This is a genomic window from Leeuwenhoekiella palythoae (assembly GCF_020310025.1).
Taxonomy (GTDB): domain Bacteria; phylum Bacteroidota; class Bacteroidia; order Flavobacteriales; family Flavobacteriaceae; genus Leeuwenhoekiella; species Leeuwenhoekiella palythoae.
The window spans coordinates 3,726,072-3,744,449 of the sequence record NZ_CP084318.1 but is presented as its reverse complement, the minus strand read 5'-3'; the positions used below and the strand labels follow the sequence as shown (position 1 = coordinate 3,744,449).

The window sequence follows — 18,378 nt, the reverse complement described above, 5'->3', positions numbered from 1 at the left end:
GGGCGAGCCTAGGAAAATTAAACGCTTTGGCGATGCCAATAAACTAAAAATACAATTTGATGAAAGCGATTGGATTTAAACAATCATTACCTATAAACGAAGAAGAAAGCTTTATTGCTTTTGAAACTGAAATCCCAAAGCCCGAAGGACGGGATCTACTGATAAAAGTTCAGGCCAATTCTGTTAATCCGGTGGATTATAAGATCCGGCAGAATGCTGCAAAAGACCAAATTTTAGATAGTCCTAAAATTATTGGTTGGGATGCAGTTGGAATTGTTGATGCAGTAGGAGAGAGGGTCTCTCTTTTTAACGTGGGAGATGCAGTTTTTTATGCTGGTGATCTAACACGAAGCGGAAGTAATGCCGAATACCAATTGGTAGACGAACGCATCGTTGGGCGCAGTCCTAGAAATTTAAGTATTGCTGAAGCTGCAGCGATTCCTTTGACGGGGTTGACTGCCTATGAAACTATTTTCGATCGGTTTAAATACAATCCGACTACAGACAAAGCTAAAACACTACTCATTCTTGCCGGAGCCGGCGGTGTTGGATCTATAGCCATTCAACTTGCAAAAAAACTAACCGATCTCACGGTGATCGCCACCGCATCACGTAAGGAAACTGTGGACTGGTGCAAACAAATGGGCGCTGATATTGTAGTCAACCATTATGAACTCAAGGACGAACTCGCAGCAAAGGGTATTGAGCAGGTAGATTTTATTTTTGATTGTGTTGATCTTAAAAGCTATTGGGAAACCGCTGCTGAACTAATTAAACCACAGGGGCATATTGTAAGTATTACCGGCAGTAGTGATCCTCTAAATTTGAATCTATTAAAAAATAAAAGCGTGACTTTTTCGTGGGAATTAATGTATACACGTTCTATGTATGAAACTCCAGATATGCAACGCCAGCACGATATTCTAAATCATCTTGCAGAGCTTTTAGAGGAGGGAACCATACAATCTACACTCACTACAACCTTCAATGGTTTTACAGTTGCCAATTTAAAAGAAGCACATAAATTGCAGGAAAGCGGCAAAAGTATTGGTAAGAATGTCATTCTATTTTAAGCTTCCGCAATAATGATAAAAAGCGAGATAAGTTGTACTTGGCACAATTTCTGAATACTATATACGTAATTACACGTTAGTATTTGAAACGACGTTAACTTGAAAATTAAAAGTAACATGATGAAGTCCACGTTAATACTTACATTAAGTTTTTTATGCACTTTCCCAATTATGGCTCAAGATTTTTGTTCTGAAGTTGAATGTCAATATCTCGATAATTTATACCAAGTAAGCGATTCTTTATACCGCTCAGAGCAACCCAGCAGAAAAGGATTTGGCGAACTTGATAAACTCGGAATCAAAACCGTACTCAATTTTAGAAGGCTTTGGAAAGACGATCGAAAAGCCAGAGATACAGATATGGAGTTGGTTTGGATGCCTTTACGAGCAGGAGAACTCACAGAAGGTGAGTTGCTGGCTGCTTTGACTGCGATTAAAAATGCCGAAAAACCGGTACTCATTCATTGCTGGCACGGTAGCGATCGCACCGGAGCCATCAGCGCAGCATATCGTATAGTTTTTGAAGGTTGGAGCAAAGCCCGCGCCATCGAAGAATTACGCATTGAAGCTTTGGGTTATCACGAAGACTGGTATCCTAATGTTATTGATCTGATAAACGATTTAGATACACAATCGTTTAGGACAGCCTTGGATATAAAAACCAGTGAATTGGCCGCCGGTCAATAAGGAAGAGCATCTAAAATAAAATGCCTTAGCGATAGTATTTCCCGCGAAGGCCAACATAAAAAAAGCGTTGATCTTAAATATCAACGCTTTTTTTATGGATTAAGCTGTTAAGGAATCTTCCATCGCTAAAGCTTCATCTTCGGCATTGTCGGCAGGAACAGATTCTTTGAGTCTAAGAAATTCTTCCAGCCGCTCTGAATTTTCCTCCTCACCAGTAAAATATGGGAATACATCAGCAATAGGAGACTCTGCAATAGATGGGATACTAAATTCGCCCATCGTGTCTTTCATCGCGTGCATCGTATTTTCGTAAGCCTCTTTTACGTCATTGGCTTGAACCAGTAGATACTCGTTAGTTTTACGTTCTTTTCCGCTTTCTTCGTCAAAAGCGATCAAAGATATTTTAGCTTTAAACCAGCGATCTGCATTTTCAAAAGGGTGTATCTCAGCATAATTCGCCACTTTGATGTTGGTGATCAAAATCCCTTCGCCGTCACTCAGGTATAACTGCATTTCTTCGGTAATGCGCTTTTCAGCTTCGGTATACGACACTGCGTCTACCAAAAACGGTTCTGTTTTTAATTTTTTAGTCCCTGAAACTTCATCAAGTTTAGGATATTTCACTTTGCATTCGTACCAGATTACGCTCATAAATCAAATTTTTTGGACGCCAAAAATAACCGTTTCACAAGGCCATACAAGCTTAATCTACGCTGAGATATTCACAATCTGAAATGCTTTTATTTATTCCGCTAGCACGTAGGAGCTTATACTAATAGAAAATAAAATTTGTTTTAAATAGCCGTCGGTATCTCTTCCTATTATGCAAAAGGGAACTTTAAATGCTAACTTTGTATGAAATGCTATCAAACTAAAAATGCTGGAAAAAAGAACCCAAGTACCCCAAAACTTTAACCTGGATCCTGATAAGTTTATCTATTGTTTAGAAGGGGTTGAAGATGTAGCGGTTGATGCACGTACTGAAGTGCAAAAAAGTCTGGAAGAGTTGGCACTTCAGTTTGGTGTGGCCAGTATTTACCAAACCTGCGATACAATTGAAGGTCTAGAGGCGAGTTTAAACACGCTGATTATGGAAGATCATTATTTCAAGGAATACGAAATCATTTACCTCGTAATGACCGGTGCTGCCAATAGCATTTCTCTAAATGGGTACAACTACAGTTTTCAGGAGATCGCAGAGCTTTTTGAAGGAAAATTAAGAGGAAAAATTATTCACTTTTCTAATGCTAAAGTACTGGATCTCGACGAAGAGGAAGCCCAATATTTTCTGGATATAACCAATGCCAGAGCAGTTTCGGGCTATGGCAATGCCTTTAGCGGAGTGAGTAGCGCCAATCTGGATAAGGTGTTCTTTAACTTATTTAATGAAGATGATGATATTTTTAATGTTGTAGAAGAGCTTCATCAAAAGCACTTTACATCTTGTAAAGTATTAGATTTTAGAATGTATTATTAAACCGCATCCCAGCGTAATTTTAGATATGTAGTAAAACGAGCAACGCGCACTGCCAACTGAGACTGCCGACTGCCACTGCAAAAGACAACTACAAACTAATCACTTCGTATTTCGTATCTCAATCTCTGTCATTTCTATTTATTCTCTTATCTAACATCTATCTTTACCCAAAACAACGATAATAATGGATCATAAATACTATATGCAAGAAGCCGTAACCGCGGCGCTCAAAGGAATGCAAAACAATGAAGGCGGACCTTTTGGCTGTGTGATCGTCAAAGACGGAAAAATCATTGGCAAAGGTAACAACAAAGTGACGTCTACCAATGATCCTACGGCACACGCCGAAGTAACAGCCATACGCGATGCGTGTAAAAACTTAGGTTCGTTTCAATTAGAAGGCTGTACGATTTACACCTCCTGTGAGCCTTGCCCAATGTGTTTAGGCGCGATTTATTGGGCACGACCTGAAAAGGTGTACTACGGAAGCACTAAAACCGATGCAGCACACATAGGCTTTGACGATGATTTTATCTACGAAGAATTGAAACTACCTTACGCTGACCGAAGCATTCCCTTTGAACAGTTAGCTCCCGAAGTTGCCATCAAACCTTTTCAGGAATGGGCAGTAAAAGAAGATAAAACCGAGTATTAAAATGAAGTCAAGACTGAAATCGCTTATAATTGGAGGATGCGTAGGAGGAGGGGTCTACGCTGCAATTATGGCCGCATTTGACTATTATGATGGGCAGGAGTTCAGTTTTTGGAAATTAGCAATTAACTTCTTGATTTTTGGTGGTTTTATGACGCTGACAACTTGGTATAGCTTGAAAAAGGCTAATAAAAAGCGAGAATGAATTATAAAATTTTGCTTGTTCTAACAGGTTTACTTTATATGATTTTGACATCTGAAAAGTCGGAGTTTATGAAAGACTGTAAGTGTAAAAAAGTAGATCTAACTAAAGGATTAGTTTTAAAGGGAAGTGGAAATCGATATTCAGTTACTTTACCTAATAAAGATTGGAATCCCGTATTTATTGAAAACGGTCTTAATGCAGCAGTATTTGAGAAGGGTGCCTTTAAATTTTTTGGAATCGTAGAAATGAAAAATTCTCAGCCAAGGAAGACGCTTGGCGAACAACAGCAAGATATCGAACGGAACTTTGATGTGATTGAGTCTGGAACTACAATGATGTTCAACAAGAAATCAATATGGAATTTAGTAAAAGAAAAAGTTGATACAATTTCTTTTAAGGTACTGTACGTTACTGTTGAAAATCCAAAAAATGATTTGATCTATACATTAAGTCTTGGAGTTTCTAGTAACCGTTATGGAAAGAAAGAATTATGTGAACTAGAAACTATAATAAAGTCATTTAAACTTAACTGAGCTTTTAATTTTTCAATTCCTGAGAATCGCGTATTTGAAAATTTTCGGACCATTGTATAGAATAAGCGATTTATAAGCTGTAACCCAAAGCGGCAATTTCAGTTTGAATTGGCATATTCCCAAATAGTATCAATTTGTATTATAATTTACATTATGTAAAATAGAATATTTTTGAAAAGCACTTGATTATCTGTCTCTGTATGTTATAAAATTAACACCTGTTCCCTACAAGTGTTATATTCTTCTTAGATTTTAAGTTTGACTAACACAACTCTTGAGCCTTTGCTGCATATCTAGTAACTTAAAGAAAAAAGTCATGAAACAACGACCAAAGATTTTTATTATCACCTTTATTATAGTGGCTGCTTTTGTGTTTGGATTCTACTATTTAGATACACATAAAGTATTCAATTCACTAAAATTAGGTGCTATTGGCGGAATTGTCATTGCTGCGATGGCTGCGCTTTTAGTTCCTTTTGTATTGAAGAAGCGCTAATTACTTTTCACTTTCAGTTTCAGTTTTATCAGGATCATAGGCTTCAATACGCCCTTGATACTGAATCGCTGCACGCTGACTACTGTTTACCGCAATGTTAGCGGTCTGATTAGGATACAGATTTAAAACGATGTTATAGCTTTCGGTGCGATCAGCTGCGGAAAATTTAACGCGGTAATATCCTTTTTCTGCGCTCACGGTATAATTCTTTATTGGTGCTTTAAACTCAATTCCCGAACCATTCTGGTTGTATCCTCCGCCCATAAAGCGTTCACCAAAAAATGGCAGGTGCACATCGATACTGTCATTGTTCACACGTAAATGATTAGGGTTTCCAATTAAATTGATGCGGTTTGCATTATTTCCTGGTCCTAGAATGTTAGAATTTGCTACAGCCATAAATGCCGATGTTGGCATTGGCGACGCCCATTGTGATTCAATTTCATAAGTCCCGGATTCAATCCACTGATTCAGTTCTGTATTACTATCTGCCGCTATTTTACTTCCGGAGCAACTCAATACTCCAAATGCCAGTACTATTAAAACTAAATTTTTCATAGATTTTATTTTACAAAATGGAAACAAAAATGATTCCATTTCTTAATTCACATTATTGACAAAGGCTCGATATTTAAGCAAGGCTACAAAAAATGCACCTCCAATCGCATTACCGATCAGCGCAGTAGATTGTACCCATATATAACGCCCCAGACTGATCTCATCCCCTAAAACGTAAGCACAAAACACTTCAATATTCCCAATAATACTGTGATGCAATCCTACAAAGGCCATGGTCGCAGTAATCAGAAAGATAATGATGATGCGACTTACCGTGTCTTTAGACGAAGTGACCAACCAAGATAATAAGCCCATCATCCAGCCGGCAAGTATTGCGCTAACTAAGATGACTGGTAATGTATAATGGGCTACGTGATCGCCAATACTGACCATAGTTTCCACCTCAAAAATTCCTAATTGTGGCCCGATCCACATTAATACCAAAGCGATCAACCACCCGCCTAGTAAATTCCCAAAAATTACTAGTCCCCATATACGTAGCAAACTCATTAAGCTGTGCTTTCGGTTTAATACCGGAAGTGTCAATAAAGAGGTCTGTTCTGTAAATAAAATAGACTGCCCTAAAACAACCAAAATGAATCCTAATGGATACACCAGCGCGATCAATTTAAACAGGGTTGAATCGCTAAAGGAATCTGAAAAATGAAAAAATACACTACACAGCATCATATAACTGAAACCCAGCTCTAACCCAGCTGTGAGCGAACTTACCAAAACACTGCTGGTGCTTAGCGTGTATATTTTTTTTCCTTCACAAATTTGCTCTTTGAGGATTTCGCCATGACTTTTGGCCTGCGAATCTTCAGAAACTTCAGATTTTTCAAGTTCCTTGTCTATGTTTTCTTGTTTTACTTCTTCTTCGCTCATAATATTAATTCCATACGGCTACGGCTTCATCGCGTAGCAGTTGCTTTAGTTTGAATTCTTGATGTCTCTTTCCGCTATGCGAGTTGTAAAACAGGTCGCTATAAATATAACCGGCTTCTTTTGCATCTGCTGCAGATGCACCATAATAAACAGCATCAAGTTCGGCCCAGCGCGTGGTACCTAAACACATTAAGCATGGCTCACAACTGGTATACAAAATACACCCGGCTAGACTCTTAGATCGCATTTTTACACAAGCTTGTTGAATCATCGCTAGTTCTGCGTGTTGGGTACAATCTGTACCGGTGTCTACGCTATTATGACCTTCTGCGATTATGATTCCATCTTTGACAATGACTGCTCCAAAGGCTCCTCCTCCTTTACTGGCTTTTCCTTGCCTAGCCCAATGAATGGCTTTTCTTAAGAAGTTTTCGTGTAGTTGTTGTTCCATAGGTATAAAAAGAGACGAATGTCAAAAATACCAAGCGCATTTGAGCATTCGTCCCTAAATTTTGTTATAAAATATTTTTGAACCGTTTAGGCGGAAAGTTTTTCTTTAAAATCATTGATGATTCCACCTTTAAGCAATACGCGTATTTGGCGATCGCTCAAACTATGCTTTGTAGGAATAGCAACTTCCCCAGTTTCTTTTTTAATAAGCACTTCAATAGTTTCTCGCTGCTCTACGAGTTGCCGTAGATTTTTCAACATAACGGTGTCTCCTTGTTCTATTTTATCTAAGTCGTCAGGATTTTCAAACTCCAATGGAAGAATTCCGAAGTTCACCAGATTCTGCCAAGCGATTCGCGCGTAACTTTTAGCGATGACAGCAACCTGACCTAAATATTTTGGCGCTAAAGCCGCATGTTCTCTACTACTCCCCTGTGCATAATTATCACCGGCAACCACGATATGACCGCCTGTTTTTTCTTTGGTGGCCATTGCACGATCGTAAAAAGTTTCGTCAATAACCGTATAGCTGTACTTACTGATTTCCGGTAAATTAGAACGAAACGGGAGCACTTCTGCCCCTGCTTTTAGAATTTCGTCTGTAGAAATATTATCCTGCATTTTTAAAAGCACAGGCACTTCATAATTATTTTGTAAAGCTTCGATATGCGGTAACGATTTGATATTGGGCCCTTTTTTAAGCGTTACTTTGCTTCCATCTTCAGCTGGGGCTACCAACATATCTTCATTGATAATATGTAATTCTGGATCTTGAAACTTGGGGTAATCCATATTATAAAGCGAAGCGATATCCCGAGGATCGGTAATTTTTCCGGTCAATGCGGAAGCTGCGGCGGTTTCCGGACTACACAAATGCACTTGATCATCTTTAGTTCCTGAACGATCCGGGAAATTACGCGGCATCGTACGCAAGCTTATAGTTCCACTCGCTGGTGCTTGCCCCATTCCTATACACCCCATACAACCGCTCTGATGAAAACGTGCACCTGCGGTAATCAGATTAGCAAAAGCTTTGGTGTCGATCATATTCTGAATGATCTGCCTACTTGTAGGATTCACATCAAACGAAACATCAGGATTCACTGATTTACCTTTTACAATTGCACCTGCGATCCAAAAATCACGCAGTCCGGGATTTGCAGAAGAACCAATCACCACCTGAGAAATTGATTTACCGGCTACTTCACTCACCGGAACCACATTCCCCGGACTGGTAGGCAGCGCGATGAGTGGCACTAATTTATCAAGTTCTATATGATCGTGTAAATCATAAGAACAGCCTTCATCGGCTACAAGTTCGGTCCAATCTTCTTCTCTGCCTTGAGATTTTAAAAAACGTTTGGTTTCCTGATCACTAGGAAACACGGTAGTGGTGGCGCCTAATTCGGCTCCCATATTGGCAATCACGTGCCGGTCCATCGCACTGAGGTCTTTTAGGCCTTCTCCATAATATTCAATCACTTTACCCACGCCTCCTTTTACATCGTGACGGCGTAACATTTCTAAAATCACATCTTTAGCACTTACCCAATCTGGTAATTTTCCCGTTAATTTCACCCCCATCACTTGAGGCATTTTTACAAAATAAGGCTGACCGGCAATTGCGGCAGCAACATCTAACCCACCGGTACCAATGGCGAGCATTCCTAAAGAACCGGCAGCGCAACTATGACTATCACTACCTACAAGCGTTTTACCGGGCTTCCCAAAACGCTCCATATGTACGGGATGACTCACACCGTTCCCCGGGCGCGAAAACCAAAGACCAAATTTTTGAGCAGCGCTGTGCAGAAACGCGTGGTCATCTGCATTTTTAAAGTCGGTTTGAAGTAAGTTGTGATCTACGTATTGCACGGCAACTTCGGTTTTAGCTTGATCGAGATTCATTGCCTCTAATTCAAGTTGTACCAAAGTTCCGGTAGCGTCTTGAAGCAGCGCTTGATCTATTTTGAGACCAATTTCTTCTCCGGGTGCTAACTTCCCTTCAATAAGATGATCGTTGATTAATTTTTGAGTAACATTTAGTGGTTTCATTGCAGTTTTTTTGTTTTCTTAGAAGTTAATCAGAAACAAAAAGGGCTACAATTATTTAACAGCAATTTACAACCAGAATCAGCTTAAGCCCTGTAAACTATGCTAACTTTACGGCCTATTTTGAATATTTCATAATAGTATTAAGCACCGTCTAACCAAAAATTGTATATGCTCGTCTGGGGAATTTTTATCGCTTTTATATTAGTTTGTCTCGCACTTGACCTAGGTGTTTTTAATAAACACGATCACGTGATCAAAAGTAAAGAAGCCGGTATTTGGACGGCGGTCTGGTTTAGTATTGCAATGGCGTTTAGTGGTGTGATTTACTGGCTTTTCAACGCAGAATTGATCGAGAACCCAACCAACATTACTGCAAACACCGCAGTTTTAAAATACATCACAGGCTACTTAATCGAACTTTCTTTAAGTATTGATAATGTGTTTGTGATCGCTGTGATCTTTTCCTCTTTCAAAATTCCACCTAAATATCAACATCGCGTGTTATTTTGGGGGATTCTTGGCGCTATTATCTTTAGAGCTTTAATGATCGTATTTGGTGTGGCGCTCATCAACAAATTTGAATGGATTATTTACGTGTTCGGAGGATTTTTACTCATCACAGCATACAGAATGTTGAAATCTAACGACGATGATGATTATGATCCTCAAGATTCTGCGGTTTATAAAGGGGTGAAAAAATTATTCCCGGTTACTACTAAAATGGAAGGGCACGACTTTTTTATCATTGATCAAGGAAAAAAGGCAGCCACTCCCCTTTTTCTTGCTTTGATCGTGATCGAACTTACCGATATTCTTTTTGCTCTTGACAGCATCCCAGCGATATTAGCGATTACTGCAGATCCGTTTTTGGTATTTACCTCAAATATTCTCGCAATTCTTGGATTACGATCCATGTATTTCTTGATTTCAAGAATGCTTCAGAAGTTTAGATACATACATTATAGTCTCGTGGTAATCTTGGCTTTTGTAGGTCTAAAGATGATCTTTTCGCATATGGTTGAAATTCCGGAGTGGTTATCTCTAGGAGTGATCGTCGTTTCTTTAGTGGGCGGAATCTTAGCTTCTATATACTTAAAAGGCGGCCAAGATCCTGAAGCCAATACCGCAAAGGCCGAAGAACTTCCTTAAAATTTAAAACACATTAACGTATAGGTGTCAAAGAAAGCCTAAAATGCATTGAAGAGGCATTGGCTTTACTTAACTTTAAGGTAATTCTTTAAAATACACCTATATATGAACTATAATTTTGAATATCATGATGTTGCCGCAAGCGCAGCATTAGAAGAGTTTACCAAAGAGCAGTTAGATAAACTGGCTAATAAATATGACTTCATAGTACGCGCCGATATCTTTTTTAAGATCGAAAATACATCGAGCGATGAAACCGGTAAAATTGCAGGAATTCGTTTGAGCGCTCCGGGTCCACGACTCTTTGCAGATCATAGTTCAAAGAGTTTTCACGAATCGGTGAAAGAAGCGACGCGCGAATTGAATATTCAATTGAAAAAGCGCAAGGACAAAATGAAGTCTCACCACTAAGATCAACCAAAACGATGAAATCAATTGCAAGAGATGAAAATCAGGTAACGCTTATTTACAGCAGTACTACCCGTACGGGAGAACGTACGTATGGGCATATTTCGGCTGTAAAAGATAAAGAGTTACAAACGATAGATATAGCCAAAACTCCATTGACAGGTACCCAATGGGCTGAATTGGCAGACGAACTCAATAAACCTATCAAAGATCTGCTGAGCTTTGAAGATGTAAGCGATGATGACGAATTGAAAACGGCTGATTATGATGAGAATGATTATATCAACATCATTAAAAATCGCCCGGAACTTTTTGCACATCCTATCATCATTCATAAAGATGAAGTAAAACAGATAACTAATCCAACCCAAGCGCAAGAATTTCTTGGTGTGGACAGTGCCGGTCTTGATAAAAAAATGATGTACGATGAGCCAACTATAAGCAGTACAACTAAAAAAGAACATTTTATTGATAAGCCTGATAAAGGCGATCACAATTAGATGTTGAATCATTTTGGCGAATCTGAGAAGATTCTATCTTTTAAAGATGCCAATAAAAAAACCGCGATTTTGACATCGCGGTTTTTTTATGAATTCATTGTTTTCAGAAATCTCGCTTAAATAAGTTTACAAAGATTTTAAGTCAAGACTTATCGGTTACAGCCTGGCAATGGGCTGAATGCTTGATTTGATCTTTTCATACAATTCAAACTGCTGTTCGGTAAGTACCTCACTCATAGAACCACTTTCTTTTTTACTCACTTTATATAACTCATTGAGTTTTTCGGTTCCTTTGTATTTCTTTTCTACTTCCTCTCGCAGAACCAAGTAATCTCCAATATTGGTTTTAAAAAGTAAATCTTGCTTTGGAGTTAATCCTAATTTCTTAGAATAAATCTGCGTAAGGGAATCGGCTCGTTTTTCAATATATGCCGGTTTGTCTTTCAAATACTGAACTTGGGCTTGCCCTACCACTGCACAAAGCAAAAAGGCAAGCACTACTGTAAACTGTTTCATATCTTATTTTGATTTAAAGTTTCCGTTGAATGCAAATTCGTCGATAGCCATACGCTCACGTTTTGGATCTACCTCTTGCTCTTGTAATTCTTCGGGCAGACGATCAGGGTTTCCGCCGTAATGACCTAAAGCAACTGCTGTAGCTACCTCAAAATCATCAGTAAACTCAAATGTTTTATGCGCTTTTTCTTGATCAATTCCGCCCATATGATGCGCTGCAATACCGTTATGATTCGCTTGAATCACCACATTACCCATAAACAACCCTAAATCGTGCGGAGCGTGAAAATAAGGATCGCCATCAAAGTTGGTCTTCTTATACGCTGTAACAAGCAGTGCCTGTGCATTTTTGGCCCAATCCTGATTAAACGGAATCAGACAATCTAAAATTTGATCATAAACTTTATCCCCTTTAATACCATAGATGATACGCCAAGGCTGCTGATTATAGCTACTACTGGCCCATCTACCGGCTTCTAGCAATTGTTTAACTTCAGAAATGCTTAAAGGAACATCGTCAAATACTCGCGGACTCCAGCGTGTTTTGATTTCGTCCATAATTTCAAAAGCTGTAGGTGTAATTTTGGTAATTTCTTGCATAATAATTTTTTACAAGAAATATACTACACATAAACCGATTTTGCTTCAACTTTTAAAAACTCTTAACGCTTTATGACTGCGTTTAACGCGCTGCTAACTTTTGCTCGATCAACGCGATAGAAGCCTTTACGGTCTCCATTTTATCCAATTCGTCATCTTCGATAGTAATATCAAAAGCATCTTCTACATCAAGCACAATATCTACCAAGTGTGTAGAATTGATGTTGAGATCGGTCACAAGATGGCTCTCGTGTGAGATTGCGTCAGGATTGACATCTTCGGGTAAATAAGGCTTAATGATCTCTTTAAGTTGCGGGTATATATCCTGACTCATAGGTACAAGTTCTTCTAATTTTATGGTTTAAAAAGTTCTAAAAATAAGACAACAGTTGACATCGCCAAAACCAAAACTAGCTTTTGCCAGATAATTAAATTTTAAAGCGGTTTTTACCCTTGGAATTTTACTTTCTGAAATATGCTCAAGTACTTCATCGTGAACGGTATGTAAATTGATATTAGGAAATAAAAATTGATGTTTTAATTCTAATACTGAAGCCACACACTCTATACTTCCGGAAGCTGCCAGACAGTGGCCGGTCATTCCCTTTAATGAATTGATATACGGAAAGTCAACTCCAGAGCGTTTTAAGGCTTCGCTCCAATTCCTGATCTCTAATCCATCTTTTGAAGTTGCGGTTAGATGCCCATTGATCACATCAATCTGTGCTGCGCTGATCTCTGCATCCAGCACTGCCTCTTCAATACAACGCTTAACAGCAATAGGATTTGGAGCGGTCATCGAACCTTCATTACGCTGCCCACCGCTGTTGCTGCTTCCGCCTAAAATTTCAGCATAGATTTTTGCGCCTCTTTGTTGCGCACTTTCTAAACTTTCAAGTACTAAGGCGCCTGCACCACAACCGGGAACAAATCCTGCTGCATCGCCTGCCAGTGGTCGTGATGCTTGCGTAGGTTTATCGTTATACTTGGAAGGCAAAATACGCAAAGCATCAAAACCTCCCCAAACATAAGGGCCGCCATCGCTAGTGCTTCCTGCAAGCATCCGTTTGGCTTTTCCGGCTTTGATGCGCTCGTAGGCCATCAAAATAGCTTCAGTTCCCGTAGTACACGCCGAAGAATTTGTAGTAACCAAATTGCCCAAACCTAACATTCCGCCAAGATAAGCGCTTACGCCGCTACTCATCGTTTGTTGCACGCTGGTACTGCCTAACCTTCGGGTATTTCCTTCGTCAATTTTATAAATGCTTTCCCGATATTTATCAACACCCAGAGAACCAACACCAAATACGGTTCCGCTGTCAAAATCACATTGTTCCTCATCTGTAGGAAGCTGCGCATCTTGCCAGGCTTCAACTCCTGCAACCACGCCATATAAAATCCCTGCGGAATTAAAATTGCGCAGTTGTAAAGGCGTAAAGTATTTTGTTTTAACCGCCTCTGAAATTAGCGGCATCCCTCCTATTTGACAAGAAAATTTAAGCTTCTCGAGTTCGCTGTAAAATCGAATTCCGCTTTTTCCAGTTTCAAGCGCTTCCTTAAAAGCAGGAACGCCTACTCCGTTAGGAGCGCAGACTCCCAGCCCCGTAATAACTACCCTTTGTTTACTCATCGCCGGGCTTTAAAATTCCAGAGAAAATTCCGCTACAAACAAGTTCGTTATCGGCATTTAGCATCTTAACTTTTGACTTTAACTTATAAAACCTAAAATATTCTAAATCAGACACAACCGTTACTTTTTCATTAGGAAATACAGGCTTGTGAAAACGCGCTTCATTTTCTACCATTGCCACTGTAGAATTGCCTCTGAGGTCAAAACTTTTATCGCGCAGGAGATAAATGCCTAAACTCACAAGACCTATTTGCATCATACACTCTAAAAGAATTACTCCGGGGGTAACCGGAAAATTCACAAAATGGCCTCTGTAGAAATCACTGGTTTCATCAAAAGTATAATGCCCTTTGATGTGTTTTTGAGATACTTCGGTGATCTGATCTACGAATAAAAACGGATCAGCATACGGCAGTTTGGAAACAATTTCTTCTTTAGTCACAAATTAATGGTTAAGGCATTGAAAACTTCCTATGGGCGAACCATCAGGGATTTGAGGTGCAGGGATCGTCTCGTATTCTTCAGGGTCTTCCATAAATCTACCCAGTTCAAGCGCGATAAAACGATCATTAGCATCTTTAGACATTGCCAGTTTAGAACTCAAATCTAAGAATTTTGCAAACGTTGCAGCCTTAACTTGTGGAATTGCATCCTTAGCTACCGAAAGTTTTTTAAGATGCTCCAATACCCTGTAATTGATGGTGCGCTGAACTTCAGCAGCATAGGTATCTTTAGTGTTTTTGTACAATGTTTTTTTCATAAGTTCATCTAAAACCGACTCAAAAGAAGGTAATTTATCATCCCAAGCGTGTTGCGCAACGATACGATTGGCGCGCTCAGCATTTAACAGAAATGCTAATGTCATATCTGCAGCGGTCTCTGGAGCAGCTAGCGGATCAAAGGTGATCCCAGTGTTGCCTTTAAAACTTTCTCGCGTTCTGCGATACCCAAAAGCACGTGGCGGAAACATAGCCAATTTATCCTTTGGAATAGCTAAATACTGAGCATCTAAAGTTTTTAAAACAGCATCAAGCGCTTGTTGTTGTTCTTTAGCACTTAGCGGTGTAACGATCTCTTGTTGCTCATCGCCTTTTACGGCATAGTTATAACGCTGCCCGCCAATGCTCTTGGTTGCAGCTTCAGCTTGATAACGGTGATAGAAATATAATGGCACGAAAACATCTTCAAGCGTGCTCAAAGCTTCACCTGTTTTAATATTAGCTAAAGAAAAATTCTCGATCGCCTTTTCGCGAAGCGCTAGAACATCTTCTAATTCCTGAGCGGCATTAGCGCCATTATCCCATAAATGTGCATCAGGATGCGCTCCTGTTGCAGCACGGGCGTCACTATCAGTGATGAAACGCAAGCCTTGCGCTTCGGCTTTTTCAAGTATATCGTTGAGATACCAAGATTCGGTCATTCCTTTAGGTACATCACCATAACTATATGCAACTGTAACTTTATCCCAAGTACCAATCCCAACGGCATAAGCATCGCTAAAATCGATATTACCGTTTTTTAAGCGAATTGTAGGATGCGGATAATCCATCACCGATGCGCGATCAGCCACGCTGGCTGCAAAATTGTGTGCAAAGCCTAACGTATGCCCTACCTCATGCGCTGATAACTGACGTATACGTGCAAGCGCCATTTCTAGCATAGGTTCGTAGTTATCATCAGAAGATTCAAAAGGTGCATTCATTAAAGCCTGAGCGATCATAAAATCTTGTCGAATACGTAAACTTCCTAAACTTACGTGACCTTTTAGTATTTCACCGGTACGCGGGTCAACAACACTTGCGCCATAACTCCATCCTCTTGTGCTGCGATGTACCCACTGAATCAGATTATATCTTAAATCTAGTGGATCTGCATCTTCCGGAAGCATTTTTACCTGAAAGGCGTCTTTATATCCTATGCTTTCATAAGCTTGATTCCACCAGCGCGCACCTTCTAAAAGCGCAGAGCGAATGGGTTCCGGCGTTCCGGGATCTAAATAGTAAACGATAGGTTCAACCGCCTCGCTAACTGCCAATTCAGGATTTTTCTTTTCGAGTCTATGCCTAATGATAAAACGCTTGGTCATATCTTCCTGTACCGGTGCCGAATAATCCATGTAACTGCGGTGGATCGCACCTGATCTTGGGTCAAACGCGCGCACTTGGTAACCGTCTTCCGGAAGGGCTACAAATGAATGATGCTGTACTACAGAAACCGAGGAAGCATCAGGAGCCACAGAACGCAGGTTGCGACCTTCAGGAGTTCCTGTAAAGGTGATCAGAGCTTCAAACTCTGTATTTTTAGGGAAGGATTTTGTATTTGCTAAGGCCAAAGCACTTCTGGACTTATCTACTTTATACGAGCCCTCACGGTTTGCTTTAAGCCTTCTCGCCACACCGTGAGCATCTTCAAGCAAAAAAGGGGTCAAATCAATGATGTAAGAGCTGCCTTTTGTTTCTTTGATCTCAAACCCATAAAGTACAGATTTTGCAAAAGCTTCTTCTACCGAAGCTTTTTCTGCAGCATTATCGGTAATTGCTCGATAGTCTTGATTAGGCTGAACCAGAAGGAGTTTATTTCCGGCTTTGATAAATTTTACAATTGCGGTGCCTCCCAACTGGCCGCGATCTAAGCCAATGTCATTAGAACCTAAACCACTTTTTAACGCGTGCACATAGATGAATTCTTGGTCAACGTTCTCAACTTCAAGATAAAGTTCATCTTCCTTCTCGTTGTAATGAAAATCAAAAAAACCTTCGGTGGTTTTTAGATTCTTTTTCTGCTCTAAGAACTGAGCTGATCCCACAGCAAAAACAAGCATGAGAACAATCGTAATTTTTTTGGTCATGGATTTGTGTTTTAGATGAAGCTATTTAGTCAAAATAAGAGGAAGTTGGAAAGCAAGTGTAAAAAATTTAAAGATTTAAAAAATTCATTAATAATACTGAAGATAACGCAGTATTAAGCTGAATAATTAAGAATTAATTATACTCATTTAGTAAGTAAATTCATAATTTGTCTAAAACTAATCACCAATGTCTACAACCCAGCAAACAATTTTCTCTTCTTATGACAAAGATCCCAAGTTTTTTGACGAGATCTTTGATGAGAAAGGCAATGTGAAAGAGGTTTATCAAACCTTATTTGATTTATACAGCGGTCACTCCAGTCAAGATTTCGCAAAGCTGAATGACAAAGCCAAAGCCTCTTTTTTCAATCAGGGCATCACTTTTCAGGTGTATACTGATCAGGAGGCCAAAGAAAAGATCTTTCCTTTTGATCTCTTTCCTAGGATCATTGATCATAAAGAATGGGAAACCATTGAACGCGGCGTGTTGCAACGCAGTAAGGCGCTCAATCACTTTATCTGGGACATTTACCACGATAAGAAGATTATAAAACAAGGAATCATTCCGTTGGATTTGATTACTTCCTCGGCAAATTATTTGCAGCAAATGATAGGTATTGATCCACCGGGTGGGATTTACAATCACATATCGGGTACTGATCTCATCAAACACGCTGACGGCAAATATTATGTATTAGAAGATAACATTAGATGTCCGTCTGGAGTGAGCTATGTTATTTGTAATCGAACAGCTTTAAAGCGAGCGCTATTTGGTGTTTTTAATCATTACAACGCGCATACTGTAACAGATTATGCACAGAATTTACTTGAAATCATGGAGTCTGTAAAACCACGGGGCGTTGACGAACCCAATTGTGTGGTGATCACTCCAGGGGTCTATAATTCGGCATACTACGAGCATTCGTATCTCGCAAAATCCATGGGAGTTGAACTCGTAGAAGGCCGTGATCTTTTTGTAGAAAATGATTTTGTGTATATGCAAACCATTAAAGGTCCTGAACGTGTGGATGTGATCTACCGTAGAATTGACGATGCTTTCCTAGATCCTTTAGAGTTTAGACCGGATTCGGCATTGGGAGTTCCGGGATTATTTTCTGCTTATAAAAAGGGAAATGTATGTTTAGTAAACGCTCCGGGAACCGGTTTTGCAGATGATAAAGCCGTATACACCTATATGCCTGAAATCATCAAATACTATTTAGGTGAAGAGCCTATTCTCAATAATGTGCATACCTACCATTGTAGCAGACCTGACGAACTCAAGTATGTGCTTGAAAATGTTGACAAGCTCGTGATCAAACCAGTGGACGAAGCTGGAGGTTATGGCATTTCTATAGGAAACCGACTTACCAAAGATGAAATTGAGAAAGTAAAGAAGACCATTCAAGCGAGTCCACGAAAATACATCGCACAGCCAATAATGAGTCTTTCGGTTCACGCTACGTATATAGAAGAAAGTGAATCTTTTGAATCCAGACACGTTGACCTCAGAACATTCTGCCTTTTAGGAGCAGACAAAGAATTTGTACTTAAAGGAGGGCTTACCCGTGTTGCCCTTAAAAAAGGAAACCTCATAGTTAACAGTTCGCAAGGCGGAGGCTCTAAAGACACTTGGGTGCTCAAAAAATAACA

22 protein-coding genes are annotated in these 18,378 nt (G+C 39.6%); 11 read left to right on the top strand and 11 right to left on the bottom strand.

The window, feature by feature from the left end:
- Positions 1 to 59 precede the first annotated feature (59 nt).
- Both LDL79_RS16030 and LDL79_RS16025 read left to right on the top strand, forming a co-directional pair.
- Positions 60 to 1,073 (top strand): zinc-binding alcohol dehydrogenase family protein, encoded by a 1,014-nt coding sequence (locus LDL79_RS16030; RefSeq protein WP_225598457.1) that lies wholly within the window; start codon positions 60 to 62, stop codon positions 1,071 to 1,073.
- A gap of 171 nt (positions 1,074 to 1,244) precedes the next feature.
- Complete coding sequence (locus tag LDL79_RS16025; RefSeq protein ID WP_225598456.1) at positions 1,245 to 1,760, top strand: tyrosine-protein phosphatase; 516 nt, start codon at positions 1,245 to 1,247, stop codon at positions 1,758 to 1,760.
- A 99-nt stretch (positions 1,761 to 1,859) separates the two neighbouring features.
- On the opposite strand, the gene LDL79_RS16020 is transcribed toward LDL79_RS16025, so the two are convergent.
- Positions 1,860 to 2,411 (bottom strand): DUF4494 domain-containing protein, encoded by a 552-nt coding sequence (locus LDL79_RS16020; protein WP_225598455.1) that lies wholly within the window; start codon positions 2,409 to 2,411, stop codon positions 1,860 to 1,862.
- A gap of 226 nt (positions 2,412 to 2,637) precedes the next feature.
- Between LDL79_RS16020 and LDL79_RS16015 the strand changes: the two genes are divergently transcribed.
- The 5 genes from LDL79_RS16015 (at position 2,638) to LDL79_RS15995 (ending at position 5,123) form a co-directional block, all read left to right on the top strand.
- Entirely contained in the window at positions 2,638 to 3,237 is a 600-nt protein-coding gene (locus tag LDL79_RS16015; protein WP_225598454.1) for a DUF6642 family protein, read from the top strand.
- Between the two features lie 184 nt (positions 3,238 to 3,421).
- Complete coding sequence (locus LDL79_RS16010) at positions 3,422 to 3,892, top strand: nucleoside deaminase (RefSeq protein WP_225598453.1); 471 nt, start codon at positions 3,422 to 3,424, stop codon at positions 3,890 to 3,892.
- A gap of 1 nt (position 3,893) precedes the next feature.
- Entirely contained in the window at positions 3,894 to 4,094 is a 201-nt protein-coding gene (locus LDL79_RS16005; protein WP_225598452.1) for a hypothetical protein, read from the top strand.
- A complete protein-coding gene (locus LDL79_RS16000; protein WP_225598451.1) occupies positions 4,091 to 4,627 on the top strand; it encodes a hypothetical protein in 537 nt (178 codons plus the stop codon). Before LDL79_RS16005 ends, LDL79_RS16000 begins: the two co-directional genes overlap by 4 nt.
- Before the next feature lie 316 nt (positions 4,628 to 4,943).
- Positions 4,944 to 5,123 (top strand): hypothetical protein, encoded by a 180-nt coding sequence (locus tag LDL79_RS15995; RefSeq protein ID WP_225598450.1) that lies wholly within the window; start codon positions 4,944 to 4,946, stop codon positions 5,121 to 5,123.
- Here the strand turns inward: LDL79_RS15995 and LDL79_RS15990 are convergent, their stop codons facing one another.
- The 4 genes from LDL79_RS15990 to LDL79_RS15975 all read right to left on the bottom strand — a co-directional run bounded on the left by LDL79_RS15990 (position 5,124) and on the right by LDL79_RS15975 (position 9,074).
- Positions 5,124 to 5,681 (bottom strand): DUF4251 domain-containing protein, encoded by a 558-nt coding sequence (locus LDL79_RS15990; RefSeq protein WP_225598449.1) that lies wholly within the window; start codon positions 5,679 to 5,681, stop codon positions 5,124 to 5,126.
- 42 nt (positions 5,682 to 5,723) lie between these two features.
- The gene (locus tag LDL79_RS15985; RefSeq protein WP_225598448.1) at positions 5,724 to 6,569 is read right to left on the bottom strand and encodes a formate/nitrite transporter family protein; all 846 of its coding nucleotides are present in this window, start codon (positions 6,567 to 6,569) and stop codon (positions 5,724 to 5,726) included.
- Positions 6,570 to 6,573: 4 nt separating this feature from the next.
- Positions 6,574 to 7,020: a nucleoside deaminase gene (locus tag LDL79_RS15980; RefSeq protein ID WP_225598447.1), complete on the bottom strand. Its 447-nt coding sequence runs from the start codon at positions 7,018 to 7,020 to the stop codon at positions 6,574 to 6,576.
- A gap of 86 nt (positions 7,021 to 7,106) precedes the next feature.
- Entirely contained in the window at positions 7,107 to 9,074 is a 1,968-nt protein-coding gene (locus LDL79_RS15975) for an aconitate hydratase (protein ID WP_225598446.1), read from the bottom strand.
- A 168-nt stretch (positions 9,075 to 9,242) separates the two neighbouring features.
- Here LDL79_RS15975 and LDL79_RS15970 point away from each other — a divergent pair, with 168 nt between their 5' ends.
- The 3 genes from LDL79_RS15970 (at position 9,243) to LDL79_RS15960 (ending at position 11,131) form a co-directional block, all read left to right on the top strand.
- Positions 9,243 to 10,223: a TerC family protein gene (locus LDL79_RS15970; protein ID WP_225598445.1), complete on the top strand. Its 981-nt coding sequence runs from the start codon at positions 9,243 to 9,245 to the stop codon at positions 10,221 to 10,223.
- 105 nt (positions 10,224 to 10,328) lie between these two features.
- Positions 10,329 to 10,634 carry a ribosome hibernation-promoting factor, HPF/YfiA family gene (gene hpf / locus LDL79_RS15965; RefSeq protein WP_072982046.1) on the top strand — a complete coding sequence of 102 codons (306 nt, stop codon included), beginning with the start codon at positions 10,329 to 10,331 and terminating at the stop codon, positions 10,632 to 10,634.
- 14 nt (positions 10,635 to 10,648) lie between these two features.
- Complete coding sequence (locus LDL79_RS15960) at positions 10,649 to 11,131, top strand: arsenate reductase family protein (protein WP_225598444.1); 483 nt, start codon at positions 10,649 to 10,651, stop codon at positions 11,129 to 11,131.
- Positions 11,132 to 11,287: 156 nt separating this feature from the next.
- Here LDL79_RS15960 and LDL79_RS15955 read toward each other — a convergent pair whose 3' ends face one another.
- The 6 genes from LDL79_RS15955 to LDL79_RS15930 form a co-directional block, all read right to left on the bottom strand.
- Positions 11,288 to 11,647, bottom strand: a complete 360-nt coding sequence (locus LDL79_RS15955) for a hypothetical protein (RefSeq protein WP_225598443.1) — start codon at positions 11,645 to 11,647, stop codon at positions 11,288 to 11,290.
- A 3-nt stretch (positions 11,648 to 11,650) separates the two neighbouring features.
- The gene (locus tag LDL79_RS15950; RefSeq protein ID WP_225598442.1) at positions 11,651 to 12,247 is read right to left on the bottom strand and encodes a nitroreductase family protein; all 597 of its coding nucleotides are present in this window, start codon (positions 12,245 to 12,247) and stop codon (positions 11,651 to 11,653) included.
- Between the two features lie 82 nt (positions 12,248 to 12,329).
- Complete coding sequence (locus tag LDL79_RS15945) at positions 12,330 to 12,581, bottom strand: acyl carrier protein (protein ID WP_072982038.1); 252 nt, start codon at positions 12,579 to 12,581, stop codon at positions 12,330 to 12,332.
- Between the two features lie 27 nt (positions 12,582 to 12,608).
- Positions 12,609 to 13,877: a beta-ketoacyl-[acyl-carrier-protein] synthase family protein gene (locus LDL79_RS15940; protein ID WP_225598441.1), complete on the bottom strand. Its 1,269-nt coding sequence runs from the start codon at positions 13,875 to 13,877 to the stop codon at positions 12,609 to 12,611.
- A complete protein-coding gene (locus LDL79_RS15935) occupies positions 13,870 to 14,319 on the bottom strand; it encodes a 3-hydroxyacyl-ACP dehydratase FabZ family protein (RefSeq protein WP_225598440.1) in 450 nt (149 codons plus the stop codon). Before LDL79_RS15935 ends, LDL79_RS15940 begins: the two co-directional genes overlap by 8 nt.
- 3 nt (positions 14,320 to 14,322) lie before the next feature.
- Positions 14,323 to 16,725 (bottom strand): zinc-dependent metalloprotease, encoded by a 2,403-nt coding sequence (locus LDL79_RS15930; RefSeq protein ID WP_225598439.1) that lies wholly within the window; start codon positions 16,723 to 16,725, stop codon positions 14,323 to 14,325.
- A gap of 187 nt (positions 16,726 to 16,912) precedes the next feature.
- Between LDL79_RS15930 and LDL79_RS15925 the strand changes: the two genes are divergently transcribed.
- Positions 16,913 to 18,376 (top strand): circularly permuted type 2 ATP-grasp protein, encoded by a 1,464-nt coding sequence (locus LDL79_RS15925; RefSeq protein WP_225598438.1) that lies wholly within the window; start codon positions 16,913 to 16,915, stop codon positions 18,374 to 18,376.
- Positions 18,377 to 18,378 lie beyond the last annotated feature (2 nt).

Excerpts from the sequence above, each read along its gene's own strand:
- LDL79_RS15985 (WP_225598448.1), bottom strand. The coding sequence starts at position 6,569 with ATGAGCGAAGAAGAAGTAAAACAAGAAAACATAGACAAGGAACTTGAA.
- LDL79_RS15970 (WP_225598445.1), top strand. The coding sequence starts at position 9,243 with ATGCTCGTCTGGGGAATTTTTATCGCTTTTATATTAGTTTGTCTCGCA.
- LDL79_RS16005 (WP_225598452.1), top strand. The coding sequence starts at position 3,894 with ATGAAGTCAAGACTGAAATCGCTTATAATTGGAGGATGCGTAGGAGGA.
- LDL79_RS16010 (WP_225598453.1), top strand. The coding sequence starts at position 3,422 with ATGGATCATAAATACTATATGCAAGAAGCCGTAACCGCGGCGCTCAAA.
- LDL79_RS16015 (WP_225598454.1), top strand. The coding sequence starts at position 2,638 with ATGCTGGAAAAAAGAACCCAAGTACCCCAAAACTTTAACCTGGATCCT.
- LDL79_RS15925 (WP_225598438.1), top strand. The coding sequence starts at position 16,913 with ATGTCTACAACCCAGCAAACAATTTTCTCTTCTTATGACAAAGATCCC.
- LDL79_RS15980 (WP_225598447.1), bottom strand. The coding sequence starts at position 7,020 with ATGGAACAACAACTACACGAAAACTTCTTAAGAAAAGCCATTCATTGG.
- LDL79_RS15930 (WP_225598439.1), bottom strand. The coding sequence starts at position 16,725 with ATGACCAAAAAAATTACGATTGTTCTCATGCTTGTTTTTGCTGTGGGA.
- LDL79_RS15960 (WP_225598444.1), top strand. The coding sequence starts at position 10,649 with ATGAAATCAATTGCAAGAGATGAAAATCAGGTAACGCTTATTTACAGC.
- LDL79_RS15975 (WP_225598446.1), bottom strand. The coding sequence starts at position 9,074 with ATGAAACCACTAAATGTTACTCAAAAATTAATCAACGATCATCTTATT.
- LDL79_RS15995 (WP_225598450.1), top strand. The coding sequence starts at position 4,944 with ATGAAACAACGACCAAAGATTTTTATTATCACCTTTATTATAGTGGCT.
- LDL79_RS16000 (WP_225598451.1), top strand. The coding sequence starts at position 4,091 with ATGAATTATAAAATTTTGCTTGTTCTAACAGGTTTACTTTATATGATT.
- LDL79_RS15955 (WP_225598443.1), bottom strand. The coding sequence starts at position 11,647 with ATGAAACAGTTTACAGTAGTGCTTGCCTTTTTGCTTTGTGCAGTGGTA.
- LDL79_RS15945 (WP_072982038.1), bottom strand. The coding sequence starts at position 12,581 with ATGAGTCAGGATATATACCCGCAACTTAAAGAGATCATTAAGCCTTAT.
- hpf (WP_072982046.1), top strand. The coding sequence starts at position 10,329 with ATGAACTATAATTTTGAATATCATGATGTTGCCGCAAGCGCAGCATTA.
- LDL79_RS15950 (WP_225598442.1), bottom strand. The coding sequence starts at position 12,247 with ATGCAAGAAATTACCAAAATTACACCTACAGCTTTTGAAATTATGGAC.
- LDL79_RS16020 (WP_225598455.1), bottom strand. The coding sequence starts at position 2,411 with ATGAGCGTAATCTGGTACGAATGCAAAGTGAAATATCCTAAACTTGAT.
- LDL79_RS16030 (WP_225598457.1), top strand. The coding sequence starts at position 60 with ATGAAAGCGATTGGATTTAAACAATCATTACCTATAAACGAAGAAGAA.
- LDL79_RS15990 (WP_225598449.1), bottom strand. The coding sequence starts at position 5,681 with ATGAAAAATTTAGTTTTAATAGTACTGGCATTTGGAGTATTGAGTTGC.
- LDL79_RS16025 (WP_225598456.1), top strand. The coding sequence starts at position 1,245 with ATGGCTCAAGATTTTTGTTCTGAAGTTGAATGTCAATATCTCGATAAT.
- LDL79_RS15940 (WP_225598441.1), bottom strand. The coding sequence starts at position 13,877 with ATGAGTAAACAAAGGGTAGTTATTACGGGGCTGGGAGTCTGCGCTCCT.